A 23,045-nucleotide genomic window follows, 5' to 3' on the forward strand; every position below is an offset into this window, starting at 1 on the left:
TCCTCTATGGATTATATTGGTGAACATGGTTTAATTACTTTGCTTATTTTATTTAAATAGCGCCCCTATTAATATTTCATTACATTTCTCATTATCAATATTTTTGAAGTCTATTATCAGTAATATTAAGAAATAAACACATATCGTAGCTTTTTTGTTTTTTATTTTTCATTGTTCTTACAATAAACTGACATTCCTCTTGGGGATTAACTGAGTGTAGTTTTAACTTATATTGATTTTTATTAAATTGTTTAATATCAATATCTTACTTATTTGATATTATCAAAAAACTTGATTGTTTATATGAAGTGAATCAATTTCATTGATCTCGGAACTCTGAGTAATATTTTTGACAGGCATATTTAGCTAACACAGCTATTCATTCTGTCTAAAATAATCAGGAGAAATAATGAGTAATTTATTAACGGTTAGAGATATTTTAAATGTAGATTCCCCAGTGCTAGCACCAGATATGCCGATTGCAATGGCAATCGATATGTTTGTAAATAATAGCACTAAGGGTGCGCCGGTATGTGATGCTACCGGAAGCCTCGTCGGTTTTTTATCTGCACACGATATTATGGTGGAAATGTGGTGCCAGGACTATCAGCCAGATACGAAGGTAACAGTACAAGAATTAATGAAGAGCGAGCTTGTAACTTTAGACATCGAGTCCCCTTTAACAGATGTAATAGAACTTCTAGCCTTAGATAAAGATCAGCTATATCCGGTTACAGAAATGGGCTACGCAACTGAGCTTTCAACTCTATCACTAGAGCAAAGAGCAAAAGTAATGAAAGTTCATAAACCACAGATTCTACCCGTATTGGATAATGGAAAGTTTGCAGGCGTTATCTCGCGTCATGAGATTCTGCAGTCAATTCGCACTCTATTCCCTGAAGTACCTTTACATAGAGACGACGTTTCTAAAGAAAATACGGTATCCGAGTCCTTTCCCAACGCAACGGTTTAAACAGACCCGATTTACTCGCCACAGCCAGGTTTAAGTACCTAGTGTTGTGAGTGAGATTTAAGTTTATTTGGAGTTACAATGGAACAAGTTTTCCACTTATATGCCCTTAATCATTTCTTTTTGGCTATGATGATTTTGGTCATTATGGTTCTGGTTGCCCGCACTTTGGTGGCTGGAACAAAATATTCGTCATTACTAGTAATCGTTGTTTTTGGTCTAGGTCTTGGCGCGCTTTTGGTGAAAAGCGGTATGACCCCACCGGGATTGGGTGACTTTCCGGTTGTTGTTTTGATCAGCCAAACAACGGTCATTGCTTTGATTGCTTCCTTCTTTGTGGGTGGCCAGGAGATAAAACGCCTTATATCGAAGAGTGATATGTCCGGTGGTCAGCTCATAGAGCCTTCTCAAAAAGAAGTGATTGTGGGTACCAGTACTACTCAACTGACTTATATTGGGCGCGCTTTTTTATTGTTGGTTGGTATACAAGCTGTAGATGTGCTGATCGCTGGTAGAACAAGCGAAGTAATGTTAGGTGAGTCCTATCTACTGCTGGCTTATGTATGCATAGCTGCGGCTTTTATTTGGCTAGATGCAGGCGCTAAAATTCGAAATAAATCGGTATACATTCGAAAAGGTTTCCTTGAGGTCATTGCTATATTGGTTGTTCTGATGCTGTCACGCAATATATCGAATGTTGTCGGTGCCTATATCAGCTTACCTCAGATATTTTTCGCAATGATTTTATCTTCGGGCCTTGGCGTGGCTTTTCCGAAGTGGAAACTAGGTCCGACAATGAATGCACTCTTGTTCGCTGGTATTCCGCTTGTTCTGGCGGGTAGCTTTATCGTTGGTGGTTCTCATATGTTGGAAGCATTCGCATTGCCTGGCCTTCAAAGTGTTATTGTATATGGGTTTGCAGGACAAGTTTTCTGGATGTTTGGTGGGTTAGCTCTATTGATATTTGTAGGCTACGCGAACCATGTCCGTAACCTGGCACCGGGAATGGCTGGTGGTCTATCACACACGGGTCTAACGGGCGCATGTACCGCAGGTGACTTTGGTAACACAGCGGCAACTCGCGCTCCAATAATGATCAATATTCCATTTGTTGGACATATATTTGTGTTTACGATACTTGCTGCAAGCGCAGAAGCCGGTGCGTTAATGACACAGTGGACACTTCCATTGTTAGCTGTAGGCGCAGTATTTGTTGTGTTGTCATTGAAAAATCTTCGTAACGCAAATGGCTGTGAAAGTACGGAAGTAAAAGGGCTTATGCAGTTTTCACTGGGTTGGCAGATCATGGCGGTGTTTGGCAGCTTTACACTTCTGGCACTGGCAGGTATGTCTCTGGAAAATGCGTCTATGGCAGCTTCTTCTGGTCTATCGCACTTTGGACTATTTGCAGCAGTACAGGAAGGAATGTTTGGCGCTACTGCTGCAAGCTTAATCACCTTCACATTTGCTATGACATTCCTAGTTCATCCGTTGGTGTTCAGTATGTTCGGGAAAGCTGCAGAAAATGGTGGGCAAATGGCAAGAAAAACGGCTTTATCGTTCGCTATGCTAGGCTTTACCGGAGTCATGTACGCAATCTACCTAATCTAACCAAAAGAGGCGTGAAATTAGTCGCGCCTTAGGTTGCTAACAAAGGTCTGGGCTTTGGCCTAGACCTTTAACCAACGGAGAATATTTGGATGACTCATTTATGAGAATGATTCCTAATTGCCATTGGAGGTTTATGAACTAGAATTTAATTACTTATTTATCAGTAACGCCTTTCACTAACTAGGGAGGCATATATGAATGCTTCACCGATCTTCCGACTTTTAGCTTTACTCATTTATTTGGCAGGATTCTCTGCACACGCGAATACTTCCTTTTCGAATGTTGATATTGAAAGTATATCGCTATCTGGTAAACCCTATTACCAGATAGAAGCCGATCTTTCTGCAGACTTTGTTCGCTCCGACAATTCTCACGGGGCATTTTCAGTCCCCATTTCTATGCTAGTTCCGCAAGACCGTTGTAATCAGACAGCTATCGTAGATGTGGTAAACAGTGTGTTGTTTGAGTTTCCGGAAACGGCTCTCGGACATACCCCTATTAACTTCGCCCGCTTATTTTTGGGTGACGACTTTATCTCTGGTAGGCAACACAACAAGGGTTTTTCTTATGTCGCTGTACAGTGGAATAAGAGTGTTACAGACGAAAGTGGGACTGGTCATATTGAACGAGGCACCGATGGTTACATCATTCTCGAAACCTTAACCGAGGCCATGCGGGACAACCTGATTCAGGAATACCTACCGTCTAAAAATCACTGCAAAACTCGTCATGTCATCGGTTTTGGTTGGTCTCAAACGGGTAAATTGCTGGCAGAAATGTTGACTGAAGAACGAAACGGAACCTCTGATAAGCCAGTATTTGATGGGCTTTTTCTCGGCGTAGCAGGTGGGATATGCCGCTCTATGGAAGATAGTAGTTACCCCTGGAGCTACCATAATTGCGATGAGCCACCCGTTAGCCATGTTCCGGTAGTCGCTTTTAATACTCAAAGTGAAGTGGAACTCGCTTTCGGTAGCGGTGCATTACGAACGCCATCTCACGATCTAGCCATATACGACTATGCAGGGCTTGCTCACATTGATGCTAGGTTCCTACCATTTGACTTTGTATTCGCGGATCTCGGACTTGAATTTCAGCAGAATCCAGTCTCGGTAATTCCGGGTGTTCGCGCCTCATTTTGGAATCTTTATCTTTGGGTCAGGTACCACATCTCCCCGGCAGAGAGCCAGTTATTGCACTCTGCTATGACTGATTTAGATTCAGTTTCTTTCCTTGATATCAGAGGCGATGCAAGCCTGGCAAGCTGGAGCGGCGGAGACATTTATAGTACAGACATAGATCAAGATGACGTCGCTGACAGTGGTATTCGCTTGCCTCATATGGCGTCTACAATAGGCGAACATCAGCAATATAATGTCGGTGCTCCTTTGGGAGTATATGGTGGTATCGATTTTAACTATGCTGGAGGCCCCGGGATCTTCTTTGCAAATGGTGGGACTTTTCAGCCGTACTCAGAAGAGGAGTTAGCCCAGCTGTATCCTACTAAAGAAGAGTATATGAACAAGGTTCGTGGTGCCGCTTATTACCTGGTTTTTCAGCGCTATCTCTTACCAGAGGATGCCAGAACCATTATAGAGGAAGCCAATCAGTTGCAAATGTCGCATTGGGAATAGAAAAGTCTAGCGGTAGAGTTTCTTTCGAGGCAACTCTACCGCAGGTTGGTGTTATACAAATCTGGCTTTAGCGTACGCAGAAGCTTCATCTCTGATAGTGGTAAATACAGGGTTGTGCTCAAGATGCGGAGGGTAGTACATGCTGATTTCGCAAACGGGCTCCTGTATGACTTCGTTCAGTGTGAGTTCGACAAGCTCTCCCGCTTCAACATAAGGTCTTGCGACTTCGTTTACTAGTACACCCCATCCATCCACTTTGAGCATCTCTACGAGTACATCGGTATTGCTGATAATGTGTTTCTCAGGGGAGATACAGAAGTATTCCGGTCGCCAGTTGAACTGGTTCTCAGTGACATATTGCTTATGAGTTTGTAGATCAACAATCTTTAGGTTGTCTACGTCAGCGAGCGGGCTACCTTTGCGCACGTATGCAGACATCTTCTCACCACCAAGCGAAATAAAACGAATAGGTTCTTTTTTTAGAAAGCTACCATGTCTTTGAGTAAGCGCTAAGCAATTACCGCCAATAGCTAATTGCTGAAGAGCTTCATCTGTATTTCGATGCAACCAGTTAACCTGTATGTATGGGTAACTTTCATGAATCTTTCTGTTTAGCTGGATAATTAAAGCCAGAGGAATAAGAGTATCGTGATAAACGGTTAACTCCGAAATATCGCTAGAATGAAACTCCATTAACGAAGCTTCTAGTTGCCTGGCTCCTAATCTTGTGTGTCTGGCTCTGTCATACATCAGATCAGCGGCGGATGTAGGTTGAAGCCGCTTGCCTACGATGTCAAACAGCTTCACATCATACATGTCCTCAAGTATAGTTACGTGCTCCCGAATGGTGGTTCTGTCTTTGCCTAATTCCTTAGCTGCACCACTAAAGCTGCCTTGTTCATAGGCAGTACAAAATGAATCAATATTAACCAACGAAAGCAATATCATTTCCTCTATCGGTGTAGGTGAGTAAAAATTATCATATGTATTTTTGAGCCTTGGCTCTATGCAATACCGTACGTCATTTGTAAGAATCTGTTTCTAAATAGATGACGAATTAAGTCAGTTTAATAGTTATGCGTTATTGATTTGTCGGTTGAATGTCAATTAACCTATTTTTAATAATTATTCCGCGAATGGGATGAGGTATCCGTAAGTGAAAACAAAGCGACTTGTAACGGTTTTGGGCGCCCTGGTTGTTTCAGCAAATAGCGCAGCGCAGACCAATGATTGGGGTGTTGCCGGTGTGTTTCGCTCCGCGACCATTCCGTTTAAAAGTGAACTAGGAGATACGAATGTTACTAGCTTTTCTCCTCTCATTTTCTATAAAGGCGAGTACTTTTATGCGGATGGTGATGAGTTTGGTGTTCGCCTTTTCAGTGGTAATGATTTTGATATTTACACCAAAATAGAAACCCGCTTTGTTGATATTCCAAGATCCATCCAGAATAGGGCCGGTGGCGACAAAGCAGATGCTGGTTTGATGGCCGTTTATCCATTAGATGAATGGGATCTTTCAGCAAGTGTCATGTGGGATCCAGACGCTCGTGCTCACGGTCAGCTTACTCTTGAAAGAGAATACAACCACGGTGATTGGTACTTAAAACCGGAGTATAGGCTTAGATTTAAAAGTGATGAGTTTAATTCCCAGTACTACGCGTTCAACTCATATACTGGTAACGAGATAGGTAGTGGTATTGATTTTACTGCTAGCCTTGATGCCAGATATCACGTGTATTCCAATCTGTATCTGCTAGGTGGGTTGGGAGTCACTTACCTTGATAGCGAAGCATACAAATCAGCTTACGTTGATGAGCGCCTTCAGGGTGAGGTTTACCTGGGTATAGGATTCTTTAACGATAAAAATGAAAAGAGCCGCTCCTTGTCAAACAAGCCATATTTAAGGTTTGCTCATGGGTGGGCAACCCCATCTAACATGGGGGATATTCTTTCTGGGAATACCGAGAAAGATCCAGACAACAATCAGCTCTCTTCAGTTTTTTATGGACACCCTGTGGCAGATAGCTTGTTTGGTTTTGACTTTGATATCTATATGACAAGTGGTTTAGTTCATCATTACTCTTCTGATGTGCAGAGCAGTAGTACAGAAGTTGTTCTGGCGGTGAAGGCGTATTATGAATTTGACTGGCCTACGAAGTGGAGATTTGGTGCCGCAGAAGGTCTCTCATATATCGATAACGTCACGTATATTGAATCGAGTGAAATGGAGCGAAAAGGCTACCAGAACAGCAAGTTAATGAACTACCTTGATATTTCGTTCGATGTGAATATTGGTGATCTATTTAACTCCCGTAGCTATGACAATATGTGGCTGGGCTATTCACTTCATCATAGATCGGCTATTTTCGAGCAAGCTTCGCGCTTTGGCCGTATAAAAGGGGGCAGTAACTACAACACGATAGCACTGACCTACGAGTTTTAACTAATGCCAATAAAGGCGTGTACTATTCTAACCCTTTATTGGTATTAAACATTTTAGTTTTCGTTTTTTCATAAATTATTGAGCAATTATGTGCGTTTGGTGGGTGATTTCGCTCACGGGTAGACGTAGTAGGCATAGTTGATATCGTTTCCGTACGATAGACTATAATTGGTACAAATAATAACTATCAAAAAACAGATTCCTCTTTATAGATCTGTTGAGTCTCAATAATCCACTAAATACGGATGAAGATAAAATGGCTGTAAAACTTAGGACGATAAAGAACAAATATAGCTTGGTGCTTATCATTTTTGTGCTTCTGGTAGCTGGCATGACTGGGTTCGGTATTCTGAAATGGGTACAGCCTAGTTTGCAGGCTGAGGAAGAGAAAAACCTCGCTTTTGCTGTAAAAGATATAGCGACTGAAATCAAGCTTACCCTTGCTGCGGTTCAAGCGCAGCAGCGTGCTACCACTCAATTAGTTCCAAACTTAGAAAGTGATCAGATAGATACATTGCTTCCTCACCTTGTTGATCAATATGGGAATCAACTGGTGTTCGGTGGTGGTATTTGGCCGATGCCGAATATGCGTGTTGATGGCGTTAAGCGCGCCAGTACTTTCTACCACCGAGATGGGTCAGGCAAGCTGATAGTTAATACTTACTGGAACAGCGATGAAGCGCCGGACTATTACACTCAACCATGGCACCGTGCAGGTCAAAATGCTCCTAAAGGCGCATGTGTATGGGCAAATGCATACAAAGATGGTGCAAGCCTTCAGCCTAGAACCAACTGTGCAATGGGCATATACAAGGGAAGTTCACTCTACGGAGTTTCAACCGTTGATGTGACTCTTGGCTTTTTCAATAAGTTAGTAGATGACAAAGAGCGTGAGTTGAACGCTGAAATACTTATTGTTGAAGGGGATGGCAAAATCCTTAGTACCAACCGGGTGCTAACTCAGGATAAGGTTATTCTTACCAATCTTAACGAACATCAATATGCTTTAGCCGATTCACTGAGCCAGATGTTGAAAAGTCGTGAGTTCCGAAGAGAGTACGTGCAAAACGGTGAGGACTACACACTTTTGGTACAAGAGGTGGAAGGTACTCCATGGCTGATCGCAGCAGCAAAACCAACACGACTGCTTACTGTTACGACTCAGGAAGTCATGAGCTTGCTTGCAAAAATTCAGCTACCAATGGTGTTCATTCTACTGGCTGTTCTTATGTACGCATTTAGTGTTCTCGGAAAACGTTTTGCTTTGCTTAAGAAGAACGTCGATAGCCTGTCTGCAGGCGATGCAGACCTTAGCATGAGACTGCCTGTAGAAGGAGAAGATGAACTTGATGATATCTCTGAGTCGATGAATAACTTCATTTCATATCTTCAGGATCTGATAGGCAAGGTGATTGATGCGAATCAGGTATGTAGTGACCAGATCGTTGCAATGACTAACGTAACGGAAGAGACACTACAGGTTCTTGAGAGTCATGTTCAGGAAACCGATATGGTTGCGGCAGCTGTGAACGAGTTAAGCTCATCGGCGCAAGAGGTGGCGGGTCATACTAATCAGAGTACCGACATTACTAATGAAGCTCAAAGAGAAGCAAACCAGTCTGGTATTGCGGTAGAAAAAGCGACACAAAGTGTTGAAAGCCTGATGGAGAACGTGGAAGTTACGTCGGGGAATGTCGCCAAAATGCAGGAAAACGCAGCGGCAATTGAATCTGTCCTTCAGGTTATTGGTGGTATTGCGGAGCAAACAAACTTGCTTGCATTGAACGCGGCTATTGAGGCAGCTCGTGCGGGTGAGATGGGACGAGGCTTTGCGGTTGTTGCCGATGAAGTGAGAAACCTTGCAGCGAAAACGCAGGAAAGTACAACCGAAGTAGCTGACATGCTGGAAGTGCTAAAAGCGGGCGTTGATTCCACCGTGTCTTCAATGGAGGTCACCAGAGAGCAGTGTCAGACAACGTCGGAGTTAACCCATAAAGTAACCGATGGTATCTCGGCAATGCGAGATTCTGTGACAAAAGTTGATGACGTGAGCGTTCAGATAGCGACTGCCGCAAACGAACAGAGCAATGTGATAGATAACATTAATCAAAGTATGGAATCTATCCGCACTATGCTTCAACAGCTACATGCTCACGGAAAGACTTCTGGCGATTATGCAGTTGAACTAGATAGGGCGAATGGAGAGCTACAAAATCTGGTCGGCCAATTTAAGGTATAACGAATGAAGGGCAGCGAAAGCTGCCCTTACTTTTATTAGGTGTATTTTTTAGGTGTAGTGACTCATACTCGACCTGACGGTATTGGGTGTGTAACACGACCTAAGCTAACATCCTGTAGTGGTCAATAAAATCCGGACACTGTTTTAGCTAATTCTTCTGCTTTAGCGGGTGGTAGTCCATTATTAAATTGATGCGGCCTTTCCCAGTTGTAGTAATTCATTAGGAAGTAGCCGACATCTCGTTTGGCTTCACTTGGAGAACGATAACCATTAGACGGTATCCATTCGGATTTCAGGCTTCTGAACACTCTCTCCATTGGGCTATTATCCCAACAATTTCCTCGCCGACTCATACTCTGGGTCATCTGATAACGCCAACTCCCAACGCCGAACAAACCAGTTCGGTAGACTCATGCTCCCTTAACCGGTCTATCAGCGCGTGGATTTCAGGTCGTCGGACATTAAGAGAGCTGTAGCCTAATGGGATGGTCTGCTCCTCCCTCTGATGCCTATACTCAGCAAGGGAAATCGCAAAATTAGGAGACCAACCATGTCTAGTTCAAATGTACATATCTACGGTATCGACCTAGGAAAAAACTGGTTTCACATCGTAGCAATGGATCGTCAAGGGCATATTCTCTGGCGGAAGAAGCTTAATCGAAGCCAGCTTAAAACCTTTGTGATTAACACTCCACCTACGATTGTAGCGGTTGAAGCGTGTCCGGGTTCTCAATACTGGGGAAGGTTATTTAATGATGCAGGGTTTTCAGTAAAAATTATTCCCGCTCAATTTGTTAAGCCGTACTTAAAATCAAACAAAAATGACTTCAATGATGCTGCCGCAATCGCTGAAGCAGGCAGTCGTGGCACTATGCGCTGTGTTTCCCTAAAGACACACGAACAACTTGCCTTACAAGCGACTCATCGAGTAAGGCAGCGTTTTATTGTTGAGCGCACAGCTACTGTGAACCAAATGCGGGCTTTACTACTTGAGTACGGCATTACTGTTCCTGTAGGACGCAAAGTTTTCGAACGTAGCTTACCGAGCATCTTAGAGGATGCTGAAAATGGACTTCCCGACTTTATTCGTGCTCTAGTGTTTCGCTTGCGAGAGCGCTGGCAACACCTAGATGTTCAAATTGATGAGATGAGCGAGCAATTACAACAGGCTTCAATTGCGTCAGAGAAATGCCAACTTATATCCAGCGTTCCAGGTATTGGTCCAATTGTCGCAACTGGGTTAATTGCAGCGGTTGGTTCAGGCACTCAATTTAAGCGAGGCCGAGATATGTCTGCATGGTTAGGCTTGGTTCCTAGACAATACTCCACAGGCGGGAAAAGCAATCTTGGCAGTATAAGTAAAAGAGGTAACGTCTATCTACGCCGTCAGGTGATACAAGGGGCGAAAGCATTAAAGATACACATGAAACGAGACAAATCCGCACTTGGGCAGTGGATAACCAAGTTAGAGGCGACACATCATCACCATGTTGTTTTAATTGCCTTAGTTAACAAGATAATGAGAATTTGTTGGAAGGTATTAACCTCGGGACAAGAGTATCAACCTTATCCAGCTTCGGCTGCGAATTAACATACAACGAGTTATATTTTACATAGATTTTGCGAGAAACAAGCTGATGACAGAAGCGTTAAACCCACGATGTTGAAGCCTGGCTAAAAAAGCAGTCTGTTATGACTGAGCGCTTTATTAGGACAACAACGTGCGGATCCCATCAAGGCCAGAACACTAGATGGTTCACAAACAGGCCGGATACATTGACGCAAACGTATTCTGACAGCGAGCTTTTACTTGCAAAAACGGAGCAGACCATACATTTTTTAATATCGCCTTTTCTCGCTCAAGGCGGTTCACACGGGCTTCCAGCTCTTGGATACGTTGTTGCTCAGGAGTTAAAGCTTTCGATGATGGTGTTGAACCACCACGTTCTGCTTCCAACTGATTAACCCACTTACGCATGGTATTGTCGTGTACTTCGACAGCTCTACCTGCTTCCGCACAACTATAGCCCTGATCAAGTACTAAACTAGCAGTTTCATGTTTAAACTCCGGACTGAAAGACCGGCGTGTTTTCTTCGTCATTGAACACCTCATTGTTAAGTGTAATGCTACCACTTAAAACGGTATTCGGGTTTATTCTGCCACTACATCCACTAGATGCAAAAGTATCAGTACTCCGCCCGAACAGAAGCTTATCTATGTCAGCACAATTGATTATTGATGAGCTACAGAAAGTACTTGGTGAGTATAAATAGTCGTTCATCAATAGTTTTAGCAAACTCGTTAAGTTCATAAATAGGCTATGCCTTTCAGCGGGCTTACACAACGATGCTTACCGCTAGCAGTTGATGAAATTTATTGGCCTAGAACTTTACTCGCACGCTTAGGGCATAGCGAAGTGATGCTACCTATACAAGCAGGTAGCATCATGATTTAGGAGCAGACTGGTTAAGTCCCGTCCAACCCATATTAGGTCAGCAGCCCCTAGGCAATCGCTTTGTTATTTTTGCTCTACACCACCCAACAATACAAGTGTTGGCTTTTTGTATAGCTTAGAAGCAATGGTCTGAACCTTGATGATGCCATCTTCAACAAAGAAAGTGTCAGTGCCGTAGATTGGTGTATTCTCTTCAGAAGGAGTGAAGTTCCATGTGATGTAGATGGTACGGTCATCAACAATTGCTGGATCAATTACGTTTGAGCCATGGTCAAATCTCTTGAACAGGTAGTTGAATACAGCGCGAATCTTCTCTGGGCCCTGGAACTTGAAGTTGTTAACGATCATCAGAGAGTCATCATTGTAGTGCGCTCCAATTCCATCCAGGTCACGAGCTACCCATGCATCGATGTGTTCTTGCCATACTTTGTTTGTTGCATCTGTTGATGCAGCAGAAGCTGAAAAAGTTGATACTCCAATAATTAAAGCAGCTAATGCAGTAACGTATTTTGTTAGTTTCATTGTAGGGTTCCTTTTAATATATGTTATTCATGCCATTGAGTTAGCGATATTTATTAAAGTGTTTTTTGAATTAAAAATAAATAAAAATAGTCAAAAGTATAATTTTGTTTGATAATGTCGAATTAATTTAAGATAACGATCTAGAAATAAGAGTAAGCAAATATAAAATAGAAAGAACTAAATAAAATTTACACATTAACTTATGGGTAAGTAAATGCTTACTACATGGTTATGTGTTGTTTTGTTTGTTGATTTTTGGCTGTCTTTGGGGGTGTGTGATAGGAGGGTTTTTAGAGTGAATTAATTTGTTGTTGATCGTTCTTTTTGTTTTTGGAGTTTTTATTGAATAGGTTTTTATTCCATTTCTACTGATTTTTTTGGAAAATATAAGCATAATGGGAAAGTTTTGGCGTGGTTAATTCTTTTGTTGGGCCACTCATTCCTGCTGCTGCAATTAATTTACCATCCCGGTAAAGAGGAATAGACATACAGCTTAAACCTTCCTGAGCGCCGCCATGGTCAATTGAGTAACCCTGGTGAACTATCTTATCTAATTTTTGCTCTAGAGATGGGGTGAGTTTCTCTGCTTTCCGTAGGCTTCTTCTGAGATCTTGTTCTTCATCCAGCGCGACAAATAGTTTACCGATGGCGGACGTAGTCAATCCTTCTCTTTTACCCCTTGGACTCCGAATCGTTAGAGGGTTTTCCCCTTCGATTGCTTCTATATAGATGTATTCCCTTGTTCCGCATGGTACTGCTAAATAAGCAGTGTGCCCTGTCGTGGTAGCCATGTTCCTGATCAAAGGAGTGTACTTATGCCTGAGTTCCTCATAAGTACGCTCCAGAGATCGGGACAGTTCACCTAGCCTTAAACCTAGCCTGTATCCGTTACTGGTGTTACTGATATAGCCCATTGCAGCCATAGTGTTTAGCAAGCCATGTAGAGTAGTTTTGTTTATTCCCAGCTCTTCAGATAGCTGTTGTAATGGAACTGCGTTTTCACAGGCAGCTAATGCTTCCAGGATCAGAAAGGTTCTTTCGACTGATTGTATTTTTTTGTTTCGTTAATCATGTCTCTTTCCGATAGCCCAGAATGTCAGTTTGTTAGACTTGTTAATTGATATATTCCTTTATAGCGGTTTATCGACCACCAAATCCAGCTCTTCTTTGTAGTTTTGGTAGGTCGATCAGCCTGTTCGATATTATCGAACACCAGATGATTTAATCTCTCAGTTTTTTCACTATGAAAGTATTGGTTTTTTAATATTTTCGTTTATTATTGCAGGAAACACGATGTGAAGACAGAGGTAAAAATGCAATTTAAAGGTCTCTTATTTGATCTCGATGGTACGTTAGTTGACTCTAATGCAGCTGTTGATCGCTCATGGATGAGGTGGTGTGAACGCAATGATATTGACTTTGCTGTTGCCTCTAAGGTGTACCATGGTAGACCTGCGGGCGAAACCATTAAAGAGCTGCTGGACGGTTGTGATGCTGACAAGGTTGAACAAGAGATTGCCTGGCTTCAGCATCAGGAGAGCACCGATGTTGAAGGAGTGGTTGCTTTGCCGGGCGCTCTTGATTTTATCGAAAAGCTTTCTGAACTGAATATCCCGTGGGCAATCGTAACATCTGGTACATTGCCGGTAGCGACTGCCCGTATTAAAGCAGCAAAAATACCGCAACCTTCTGTTTTAATTACGCCGGAAAGAGTCAGCCGTGGAAAGCCAGATCCAGAACCTTATGTCCTTGGGGCAAGTGAGCTTGGTTTTGATGCTAAAGACTGTGTGGTATTTGAAGATGCACCTTCAGGTCTGATTTCCGGAAACGCGGCTGGAGCAAAAACAGTTGGTGTGCTCAGTCAGTTTAAGGAAGAGCAACTACCGAAGGCAGATGCTTATGTCTCTGCGATGGAGGTTGTTGATGTAGAAGGCTCTGAGGGGGATTGGGCTCTTAACTTTACTCAGAAGTAAACTTCTGAACCGAATGATATCTTGTTGCCATTTGGTACAAGATATCTTGGGTCTCTTCAACCGATTTCTTGTTGTTGAATAACTGGCTGATCGCATCAATTACTTGACCGTGTATTTCTGAAGGTAGTGCCTGGTGAAAGTTGAAAGAAGGTATTAGCGAGCCTTGTTTAGCCAGTGCCATCGACTTTTTTGCACAAGGGTTAAATTTCTGGTCTGAAATATCCAGACGAGCTGGAATAGCCCCTTTCCTTAAGCTGAATGCCTCTTGCACATCTTTGTTCATGATGATGTTTGCCAGCTGCTTTTGTCCTTCGATATTGATGCTGCTGGCTTTGGGAAAGGCGAACGCATCGGAATTAACAAGAAACAGGTTTTCTGTGTTGGGAACGGGTTTGCATAAGAAACCATTTTCACCATACGGAATGTTTTCCGCCATAAAAAAGCCATTAACCCAGTCGCCCATAAAATTAATAGCGGCTTCCCCTTTAGAAACCATTCTGGCTGCTTCAAGCCAGTCTCTGTCTTGTTTGTTTCTATCGGTATATTGGCTGATTTTCAGGAACATCTCTAATGTTTCGGTCATGGTTGAAGAGCTAAAAGCGTCTGGATCCATTTCGATCAGCGCACTTCGGTAGAAGTCTGCTCCCCCCACGCTCAATACCAGCGATTCAAATAAAGTACCCTCATGCCAGCTATAGCCTCCAATGGCGACCGGAACAAAGCCTGCTTGTTTGATCTGTTCCGCAGCAACGAAAAAAGTCTCCCATGTAGTGGGGAGCGATGCGTTCGATTTTTCGAATACTTTAGGGTTTAACCACATCCAGTTAACTCTTTGCATATTCACAGGCACAGCAACATAATGGCCGTCGTGCTGGATATTGTCGTGAATCATTTTTGGCAACAGAGACTGCCAGTTTTCCGAGGTAGCAACCTGATCCAGGTTTAGCAATACACCTTTTTGAGCCCACTCCCTGACAGCCGGACCACCATAAGTCTGAATGGCATGTGGAATCCTGTTCAGCTTTAAGCGAGAGCGTAGGACCTGAGTCATGTTGCCACCGGCTCCTCCTTCAAATGTGTAATCTATCCAGGTGTAGCCTTTTGCTTCCATTTCATTTCGATAGACGTTTATTAGTTCTTTTTCTGAACCAAACGTCCACCAGTGAGCAACTTCTATGATTTTTCCTGAACGTTGAATTTCATCATATGCATCGTCTAACTCGTGGATGTATTTGGGGTCGGTTCCCTTGCTGGCCGCAATATAGAGATCATGCGAAGAGTCAAGTGAAAGGGGAAGTTTGACAAACTGGTTAAGGCTCAGCTTGTGGTTGGAGCTTCTGTTATACGTGTCGATAAGGTGGCTGAACACAAGTTCATCCGCTGCGATTAGATCTATTCTGTTGCTATCCAGTTTGAGGATATTCTGAGTACCTTCAGTTACCTCTTTCAGGTTGCTGAATCCCAGGCGTTTCAACTCTCGTTCGGCATAACTACCTCTGACAACACCAATATCGTACGTTCGCACTTCGTCGACTGACTCTGGACGTAAGTTTGTCACCGAGGACTTCTTGAAGAATGAAATCTTCTGGCTTGTGATTTTTCCTATCCAGTGAAACTTGCGTTCGTTGTCACTATTTCTGGATATCGGATAAACAAGAGTGTTGGGTTTTCTGGAAGCGATAAATACCCCTCGTTTTAAGGGGTAAGAAGTAATATCTGTGTTTGTATTAAGCTTTTCGAGCATCAGGTTAACAAACTCAGTGGCATAGCCTGCCTGTCGATTGTCCAGCTTCATGCTGTATGGCGGGATGTTGTATGTGACGACACTCAGTGAGTCATTTGCTTGTACACTTTGAAAAAGCAACAGGAAGAAACTTACGATGACAATACGCATTTTTCCTCCTGAAAGTGTATTTGGGTAATTAGGTAAGCATAGCACGTAACTGGTCCATCATTTTGTAGGACCCCGCATAAAATGACGTTCTCTGATGTAGCTTATTCGGCTTTATATCCAATATGTTAGCAGCGCCATCTGTCGCAATGCCTCCTGCCTGTTCAACTAAAAATGCCATCGGGTTGCATTCATAGAGAAGGCGAAGTTTTCCTTGTTTCAACGCCTCTGTTGCCGGGTAGAGATAGATACCACCTTTAAGCAGGTTCCTGTGGATGTCAGCGATCAATGATCCGATGTACCTGGATGTATATGGACGGTTCTCTTCAGGTTGGTGTTCCTGACAAAACTTGATGTATTTCTTAACACCAATTGGAAACGCCAGATAGTTCCCTTCGTTAACAGAGTATGTTGACCCTGATTCTGGCACCTTGATATCCGGATGAGAAAGCAGAAAACTGCCAAGTACCGGATCGTAAGTAAACCCGTTTACTCCCGCTCCGGTGGTATAAACAAGTACAGTCGAAGAACCGTAAATCACATAACCTGCCGCAACCTGTTTTCGTCCTATCTGAAGAAAGTCTTCAATGACAGGTGGCGAACCTGCGGGTGATATACGTTTATAGATAGAAAAAATAGTGCCTACAGAGGCATTAACATCGATATTGGAAGAACCGTCCAGAGGATCGAGTAGCACTACATATTTAGCATTCTGGTTTAGCTCGCCATTGAATAAAACGGCCTGCTCTTCTTCCTCGCTGGCAATACCACACACCTGATCTCGGCGTTCTAACGCGTTTCTGAATACATCGTTAGCGTATAAGTCGAGTTTTTGCTGTTTTTCTCCCTGTACATTTTCATCGCCTGTGTCACCGAATATATCGAGTAAGCCAGCACGGTTGATCTCCCTGTTTACCACTTTTGCTGCAAGAGCAATAGAGCTCAAAAGTGAAGAAAGCTCACCCGTTGCGTGAGGAAAGTCCTTCTTCCTTTCAATAATAAATTCACCTAAAGACTGTGAGCCAGGCATAGTATCCCCTGTATTAAATTGATGATTGTGAATTTCAGACAAAGAAAAGGCTGGTCGATTGACCAGCCTTGATGAGTGATTTCGATATTAAGCGTTATCTTTCACAGCTGGTGCTGATTCAGCTTTGCTTTTTTTTAATCTGTCAAAGACCCAGATAATTGCGAAGATCGGCAGGATAACCAGCGGTACCACAGAGATTGCCTGGAACGATTCAACTGACGCGATGCGAGTTACTTCTTGCATCATTTCAGGTGACAGAGATGCTAGTTTGTCTGCACCGCCAGCTGCTTCTGCACGAGCTGCATCAAAGATTGCGCCCATTTGTGGTAGTACGAACTGGATAGACAGACCGCCTGCAAAGCCCAGTAGACCAAGAGCTAGTGCGCCACCGTTAGGGAAACGTTCAGTGATGATGCCCTGCATAGTTGGCCACATGTAACATACACCGATACCCCAGATAGTTGCAGCAAGGAACGCTGGTAGTGGAGAGTCAGCAATACTTAGTGCATAAAGACCAGCAGCAGCGAATACACAGCTTACCGCCATCAGGCCAACAGATGAGATGTGCTTAAATACAACACCAGCGAAGTTACGTAGTACGAACATCAGACCACTAACGTAAACCAGTAGAAGAATACCTTTCATACCAACGATGTTAGATAGTGCAACGTTTACCCACTGGCCTGGTGCTAGTTCTGATGCTGCAGTCAGGAACATACAAGCCCAGAATACCCAGAATAGCGGACGACGAACTAATTCAAGAACCATGTCTTTGTAGCTGACGCCATTTGCAACACGCTCTGTTACAGGGAACTCGATACCCAGAGACCATTTCACCATCAGAAGTGCAGGAAGGAATAACAGAAGAAGGTTAAGCTGCCAAGGCAAGCCAATTGCACTGAATAGTACACCTGCCAGACCACCAACTACGATACCCGCAGGCCACCATGAGTGAAGCACATTCAAGCGATGAGCTTTCTCTTCAGGGAACAAGGCGGCGATCATCGGGTTCGAGGCGGCTTCTACCGCACCCCAACCTAAACCGGTAAGTAGCAAACTACACCAAACAATAACAACCGACATATCAGTAACTGGCATCATTGCTGCTGCAAGCAGGCCAGCTGTACTAGCGATATAACCAAATGCAGATAGAAGAAGCATGCGCTTCATGCCCATCCAGTCAACCAGCATACTACCGAATAGCAATGTTAGGGCGAAGCCAGTGAAGGTTGCACCAAGTGCTTCACCAACCATAGAAGCAGAGCTCATGATGTCGATCTTGTCGTAGATATCTGCCTGTAGATCCGGAGCGATGTTTGCGCGAACCGCGAAACCTAAACCTATCATGAAGATAGATAGGTTACCGATTCTAAACAATAACTTTTTATTCAGTTCGTTATTCATAATCCATTTCCTAGTTTGTAGGGTATTTTTGTAAGTTTCTAATTCCGTATTGACGTATTCAAAATGTGTATTAGAAGAAATTTCGTCACTTCGTTTTCATTTCGAAAATACTATAGATCTATTTTTTTAAATGAAAAACACATCTTTTGTATGTTTGTGTTGCTCGTCATATTTTTTTGTTTCAAAAGCCGTAAAGAGAATAAAAGCGTGATCCAGGACACTAAATGAGCTGCATGCAGGTGATGTTGCGATAAATTAGCGGTTTTTCGAGCAAATAAACGATGGTGAGTGGCTGAGGAATTTACAGATAGAGAGTTAAAAAGGAAAAATAGGTAACAATTTTTACAGTGTAAAACTGAGTAGAGTGAGTTTTTTATGACTTTAGTCAAAAGAATATGAAAATATAATTTTCGATATAAAAATAATGTGTACACTAAATCTTGATAATAAAAATGTCAGGTTATACCGCTCACGTAAGTGGATTTTTGTTGGGAAGCAGCAACCATCATCCCGATGACATGCAGATGGTTGCTGCATTTTTTTCAATATCTGACAAATCACAACTTTCGAGAATTAAGAGGGATGAATATGACGGTCGACTTAGCTAAAACGATGATTCAAGGTCCGGCATACGATGGTAAACCAGCACAAGTCTATGAACTAAGAAATGCTAATGGCATGGTTGTAACATTTATGGATATTGGAGCTACCTGGCTAAGCTGCAAATTACCGTTGGATGGCGGAGAAAAAGAAGTGTTGCTCGGTGTTGGCAATATGACCGACTTCAAAGAGCACACAACTTACCTTGGAGCTACGGTAGGCAGATTTGCAAACCGTATTGCTGGTGGTCGTTTTAGTATCGGTGAGAAAAGTTATCAGACCCCGCTTAATCAGGGAGAAAACATACTTCATGGCGGCCCTGAAGGTTTTAACAAAAGACGCTGGGATGTCGCGGATATATGTTCGAACAGTATTTTGTTTGTGCTGGTTTCGCCGGATGGCGATCAGGGATTCCCAGGCGAGGTGAATGCAACAGTTACCTATACGTTGACCAACGACAATGAAGTAAGTATTCGCTACACAGCAACAACCGATAAACCAACACCTATCAACCTAACGAATCATGCATACTTTAATCTGGAAGATGCGGAATCAGGAAGCGATTGTAGAGAGCACAAGGTAAAAATAAACGCGAGATATTACCTTCCAACGGATGCTGCTGGTATCCCGTTAGGTGAGTTTGATGCGGTAAAAAATACCAACTTCGACTTCATGGAATCGAAACCTATTAGTCGCGACTTCTTGAAAGATGAAGAGCAAGTGAATGCAAAAGGGTACGATCACTCTTTCATTTTTAACCCTCTAAGAGATGTTAAAGAACCAATTGTTGAAGTAGAAAACAGAGATGGTTCTGTTTCGATGCAAGTTTTCACAGATAAGCCAGCTATGCAGTTTTATACCGGTAACTGGAATAGTGGTACACCAAGACGTATTGGTGGGATGTACGAAGATTATTCCGGCTTTGCGCTAGAAACTCAGTTCTTGCCTGATGCTCCAAACCATCCGGAGTGGCCTCAGCCTAACTCCGTACTAAATCCGGGCGAGGTTTATCAGTATAAAACAAGATACAAATTCTCTTTCTAGTTTGATTCCGCTATCTTAACCAAGATTCGACAATGTCGAATCTTGGTCTCTTCTTTCCCTCAATTCGATAAAACCTGTCCGGGTGACATTACTATTACTCCGAAACGAACATTAACTTTGGAGTCTGATATGTCTACTGTTCTAATTACTGGCGCTAATCGTGGTTTAGGGCTTGAGTTTGTGCGTCAATACGTACAGCAAGGCTGGCAAGTACTGGCGGCATGCCGTTCTCCGGAAAGTGCAATTGAATTGAGTGAACTGGCGTCACAATCAAGAAAGGTAGAGCTTCTGACTCTGGATGTGACTAAAGAGCTGGAGATCAACGCACTAGCAGACACTTTGCAGGGACGCGCTATCGATCATTTAATCCTTAATGCTGGGGTTCTGGGAGAAGATTGTGCAAAACTAGGTGAGATGACTCAAGCGAAATGGCTGGAAGTACTTACCATCAACACTGTTGCACCTGCGCTTTTGATTCAGGCTCTTAGAAACAATGTTGCTGCAAGTGAGCTTAAAACCATCGTCGGTATTTCAACGCGTGTTGCGAGTATTGGAGACAATGGATCTGGCAATATGTACAGCTACCGTACTTCGAAAGCTGCGCTAAACCAGATTCTGGTTTCTGCGGCACAAAATCTCCGTGAAGATGGGGTGAAAACGTTGGCTATCCATCCTGGATGGGTTCAGACGGATATGGGTGGTAAAGACGCGACATTTACAGCAGAAGAGAGTGTATCTGGTATCGTAAAAGTCGCGGAGAGTCTTACACTTGAAGAGTCAGGCAGTTTCCGCGTGTTTGATGGTTCATCTGTTGAATGGTAATAGTTAGCCCAAGTAGGAATAATAAAATTGTCGTATAAACAATAAGTTGGTAGGTATAAATGAAAAGTGAAGTTAATCTGTTGGTGACACTACGCTCTACAGAAGACAAAGTAGAAGAAGTTAAAGAAATACTGGGTACGCTATGTAGGCTGAGCCGTGAGGAAGAAGGATGCCTTGAGTACCGATCTGCGAAAGCAGAGGGAGAGCCTACTTTTTATATTAAAGAGTGCTGGGCCGATGAAGCATCTTTGAAAGCCCATGAGCAAACTACTCATTTTCTAGAGTGTGGTCCAAAACTGGGCGCTTCCTGTTCATCGGTAGAGATTAAACGTGTGAACTGGGAGTCTGTTCTTTAATTGCTCTTTCTCGGCTAGTGCGCTCCATGTGCTAGTCGAGTCGTTACTTTCCTCTATTTTCACTTCTCTTTTCCGCCAAAAATTATAGAGATATCAGCAAAACACTCAAATCTATTCCTATACTTTTAAGTAACAATAAACATAGGATTACTGGACATTATGAGCGCTAGAAACAAACTACTACTATCTACTGGGGTTTTAATCGCGGTTATTGTTGCGGTTCTCTCAGTACTTGCATACAGCCAGATTAGTTCATCTTCAACCAGAGATTACCGAAGTAGCCTATCTAACAAATCTTTTCTTATTTCAAAAGCTGTTGAAGGGAAAGTTGAGAGTTATTTCATTGCGCTTGAAAGCCTTGGTGTAGCTCTCGATGTTAATAACGGTAGTGTTGTTATTGATGATAAATCTCTGGATTTGCTAGTAGATAACAAAAACCGAATGAAGGTGCTGAACTTCTTTATCGGTATGCCTGATGGAACCACTTATGATGCAGCGAATCGCGGTGTTATCCCTAATTTTAATGCCAAGCAGAAACAACGTGAGTGGTTTATCAAAGGTATGTCTGGAGCTCCAAGAACCGTGACAAATCCGTTTTTAGCCACCACGGGCGATTTAACGATGGCTATAGTTACGCCATTAACGCAAAGCGGCAAAATTGTCGCGGTTATTGGTATGAGCTTAAAGATGAGTGATATCACCGATTTTGTGAATGAGCTTTCCCCGGAAAGAAATCTTTTTGTAGCTCGTGAAGACGGATTTCTTATGGCCGCTGCTAATGCGGATGATGTGGGTGAGAACCTGTATGACTTAAGACCAACATACAAACAATATGCTAATCAGGATACCAGTGAGCACTCCTATACGGTACCCGATCGGGGTGACTTTTATGGTGTTTCTACAAAAATTAAGTCTCTGGGGTGGACGGTATGGGCATGGGCGAAGTGGGATGACATAAACGCGACCTCTGACTCTGCGGTCAAAACAAACATGATTTCAGGGCTGATTTTTATTGTTTTGGGTGTAGCAGGTGTTTATTACCTGATCACCGTACTTATGTACAAACCAATTGGTGGCGAGCCAAAAGAGATTAAAAAGCTGGTCGATCGTATTGCTAATGGTGATCTGACCAATATTCCTCAGGAGAATGAGCAAACAGAGGGTGTTTACCGCTCGACACTCAAGATGGCGAATAGCCTGAAAGGGATAATCTCAGATATCAACGCGTCTTCCAGCGATCTGTTAAAGGCTTCTACCCAACTTGGTGAGTCATCTACAAAAGTAGGCGGGGCATCTAAGTCTCAGATGATGCAGCTTGAGCAAGTTGCTACGGCAATGAATGAGATGACTGTAACCGTTGCAGAAGTCGCGAAAAATGCTGTAGAAGCGTCTAATTCATCAGATCAAGCCAGTGCCAGTTCCCAGCAGGGCCTCGCGGTTGTTAGTCAAATGAACCAGCAAATTACCAGGTTGGTTGAAGATATCGGTCATGTGCAAGAGGTGATTTCTAATGTCCAGACCGAAACAGAGAATGTGGGTGGTATTCTGGATGTAATAAGAGGAATTGCTGACCAGACTAACTTGTTAGCACTTAACGCGGCAATAGAGGCCGCTCGGGCAGGTGATCACGGTAGAGGCTTTGCTGTTGTTGCCGATGAAGTGCGAACGCTGGCAACAAAAACGCAGGAGAGTACCAACGAGATACAGGCAATGATCGAGGCACTTCAGGAGCAAGCCTCTCGCTCTGTAAGCCTAATGACAGAGAATGCTTCCAGTGCAGAGCAGACGTTAAGTAAATCTTCTGAAGCTAGCGAATCACTCGATCTTATTGAACAGAGAATTCGTCTGATCCAGGAGATGAACAATCAGATAGCGACAGCTGCAGAAGAACAGTCTAGTGTGACGGCTGACATCAACGAGAATGTGGTCACTGTTAATGACCTCGCTGCCAGCACTGCTAGTGACGTTCAGGAGAATGTGAGCACGGCAGATAAGCTGAATAGCATGGCGACTAGCTTACGTGAAGCTGTAAAAATGTTCCGGGTGTAAC

General features: G+C 43.1%; 18 protein-coding genes and 2 pseudogenes. 12 read left to right on the forward strand and 8 right to left on the reverse strand.

The annotated features are described in order from the left end of the window. The first annotated feature begins 409 nt into the window (after positions 1-409). The 3 genes from P7F88_RS09585 to P7F88_RS09595 all read left to right on the forward strand — a co-directional run bounded on the left by P7F88_RS09585 (position 410) and on the right by P7F88_RS09595 (position 4,215). Positions 410-973 carry a CBS domain-containing protein gene (locus P7F88_RS09585; RefSeq protein WP_277824083.1) on the forward strand — a complete coding sequence of 188 codons (564 nt, stop codon included), beginning with the start codon at positions 410-412 and terminating at the stop codon, positions 971-973. Between the two features lie 78 nt (positions 974-1,051). Then, complete coding sequence (locus tag P7F88_RS09590; protein ID WP_277824086.1) at positions 1,052-2,581, forward strand: hypothetical protein; 1,530 nt, start codon at positions 1,052-1,054, stop codon at positions 2,579-2,581. Positions 2,582-2,775: 194 nt separating this feature from the next. After that, positions 2,776-4,215 carry an alpha/beta hydrolase domain-containing protein gene (locus P7F88_RS09595; protein ID WP_277824088.1) on the forward strand — a complete coding sequence of 480 codons (1,440 nt, stop codon included), beginning with the start codon at positions 2,776-2,778 and terminating at the stop codon, positions 4,213-4,215. Positions 4,216-4,266: 51 nt separating this feature from the next. On the opposite strand, the gene P7F88_RS09600 is transcribed toward P7F88_RS09595, so the two are convergent. Further along, entirely contained in the window at positions 4,267-5,157 is an 891-nt protein-coding gene (locus tag P7F88_RS09600) for a LysR family transcriptional regulator (protein ID WP_277824090.1), read from the reverse strand. A gap of 214 nt (positions 5,158-5,371) precedes the next feature. Between P7F88_RS09600 and P7F88_RS09605 the strand changes: the two genes are divergently transcribed. Together P7F88_RS09605 and P7F88_RS09610 are read left to right on the forward strand one after the other, a co-directional pair. Continuing rightward, the gene (locus P7F88_RS09605) at positions 5,372-6,658 is read left to right on the forward strand and encodes a MipA/OmpV family protein (RefSeq protein ID WP_277824092.1); all 1,287 of its coding nucleotides are present in this window, start codon (positions 5,372-5,374) and stop codon (positions 6,656-6,658) included. A 256-nt stretch (positions 6,659-6,914) separates the two neighbouring features. Continuing rightward, positions 6,915-8,897, forward strand: coding sequence for a methyl-accepting chemotaxis protein (locus tag P7F88_RS09610; RefSeq protein WP_277824093.1), 1,983 nt, complete (start codon positions 6,915-6,917; stop codon positions 8,895-8,897). A gap of 122 nt (positions 8,898-9,019) precedes the next feature. Here P7F88_RS09610 and P7F88_RS09615 read toward each other — a convergent pair. Further along, positions 9,020-9,280 (reverse strand): annotated as a pseudogene (locus P7F88_RS09615) (integrase core domain-containing protein); the annotation flags it as partial. A 167-nt stretch (positions 9,281-9,447) separates the two neighbouring features. Here P7F88_RS09615 and P7F88_RS09620 point away from each other — a divergent pair. After that, entirely contained in the window at positions 9,448-10,488 is a 1,041-nt protein-coding gene (locus P7F88_RS09620) for an IS110 family RNA-guided transposase (protein WP_277824095.1), read from the forward strand. A gap of 246 nt (positions 10,489-10,734) precedes the next feature. Here P7F88_RS09620 and P7F88_RS09625 read toward each other — a convergent pair. After that, positions 10,735-10,998 (reverse strand): annotated as a pseudogene (locus P7F88_RS09625) (transposase); the annotation flags it as partial. A gap of 23 nt (positions 10,999-11,021) precedes the next feature. Between P7F88_RS09625 and P7F88_RS09630 the strand changes: the two are divergent. After that, on the forward strand, positions 11,022-11,171 hold the full coding sequence (locus P7F88_RS09630) for a hypothetical protein (protein ID WP_277824097.1): 150 nt from the start codon (positions 11,022-11,024) through the stop codon (positions 11,169-11,171). Positions 11,172-11,416: 245 nt separating this feature from the next. Here the strand turns inward: P7F88_RS09630 and P7F88_RS09635 are convergent, their stop codons facing one another. Then, positions 11,417-11,875, reverse strand: coding sequence for a nuclear transport factor 2 family protein (locus P7F88_RS09635; protein WP_277824099.1), 459 nt, complete (start codon positions 11,873-11,875; stop codon positions 11,417-11,419). Positions 11,876-12,240: 365 nt separating this feature from the next. Then, positions 12,241-12,927 (reverse strand): IclR family transcriptional regulator, encoded by a 687-nt coding sequence (locus P7F88_RS09640; RefSeq protein WP_277824598.1) that lies wholly within the window; start codon positions 12,925-12,927, stop codon positions 12,241-12,243. A gap of 243 nt (positions 12,928-13,170) precedes the next feature. Between P7F88_RS09640 and P7F88_RS09645 the strand changes: the two genes are divergently transcribed. Continuing rightward, positions 13,171-13,848: an HAD-IA family hydrolase gene (locus P7F88_RS09645; protein ID WP_277824101.1), complete on the forward strand. Its 678-nt coding sequence runs from the start codon at positions 13,171-13,173 to the stop codon at positions 13,846-13,848. Here P7F88_RS09645 and P7F88_RS09650 read toward each other — a convergent pair. The 3 genes from P7F88_RS09650 to P7F88_RS09660 form a co-directional block, all read right to left on the reverse strand. Next, the gene (locus P7F88_RS09650; RefSeq protein WP_277824103.1) at positions 13,835-15,742 is read right to left on the reverse strand and encodes an extracellular solute-binding protein; all 1,908 of its coding nucleotides are present in this window, start codon (positions 15,740-15,742) and stop codon (positions 13,835-13,837) included. The two genes, P7F88_RS09645 and P7F88_RS09650, sit on opposite strands and share 14 nt — an antisense overlap. 28 nt (positions 15,743-15,770) lie before the next feature. After that, positions 15,771-16,769 carry a class 1 fructose-bisphosphatase gene (gene fbp / locus P7F88_RS09655; protein ID WP_277824105.1) on the reverse strand — a complete coding sequence of 333 codons (999 nt, stop codon included), beginning with the start codon at positions 16,767-16,769 and terminating at the stop codon, positions 15,771-15,773. Positions 16,770-16,856: 87 nt separating this feature from the next. Continuing rightward, entirely contained in the window at positions 16,857-18,173 is a 1,317-nt protein-coding gene (locus P7F88_RS09660; RefSeq protein ID WP_277824107.1) for an MFS transporter, read from the reverse strand. A gap of 582 nt (positions 18,174-18,755) precedes the next feature. On the opposite strand from P7F88_RS09660, the gene galM reads away from it, so the two are divergent. The 4 genes from galM (at position 18,756) to P7F88_RS09680 (ending at position 23,044) form a co-directional block, all read left to right on the forward strand. Next, positions 18,756-19,817, forward strand: coding sequence for a galactose-1-epimerase (gene galM / locus P7F88_RS09665; RefSeq protein WP_422127731.1), 1,062 nt, complete (start codon positions 18,756-18,758; stop codon positions 19,815-19,817). Positions 19,818-19,946: 129 nt separating this feature from the next. After that, positions 19,947-20,639 carry an SDR family oxidoreductase gene (locus P7F88_RS09670; protein ID WP_277824110.1) on the forward strand — a complete coding sequence of 231 codons (693 nt, stop codon included), beginning with the start codon at positions 19,947-19,949 and terminating at the stop codon, positions 20,637-20,639. 59 nt (positions 20,640-20,698) lie between these two features. Further along, positions 20,699-20,995 (forward strand): putative quinol monooxygenase, encoded by a 297-nt coding sequence (locus P7F88_RS09675; RefSeq protein ID WP_277824112.1) that lies wholly within the window; start codon positions 20,699-20,701, stop codon positions 20,993-20,995. 159 nt (positions 20,996-21,154) lie between these two features. Further along, a complete protein-coding gene (locus tag P7F88_RS09680) occupies positions 21,155-23,044 on the forward strand; it encodes a methyl-accepting chemotaxis protein (protein ID WP_277824114.1) in 1,890 nt (629 codons plus the stop codon). Position 23,045: the final 1 nt, after the last annotated feature.

The sequence above is a fragment of the Vibrio hannami genome (assembly GCF_029589055.1).
GTDB lineage: Bacteria > Pseudomonadota > Gammaproteobacteria > Enterobacterales > Vibrionaceae > Vibrio > Vibrio hannami.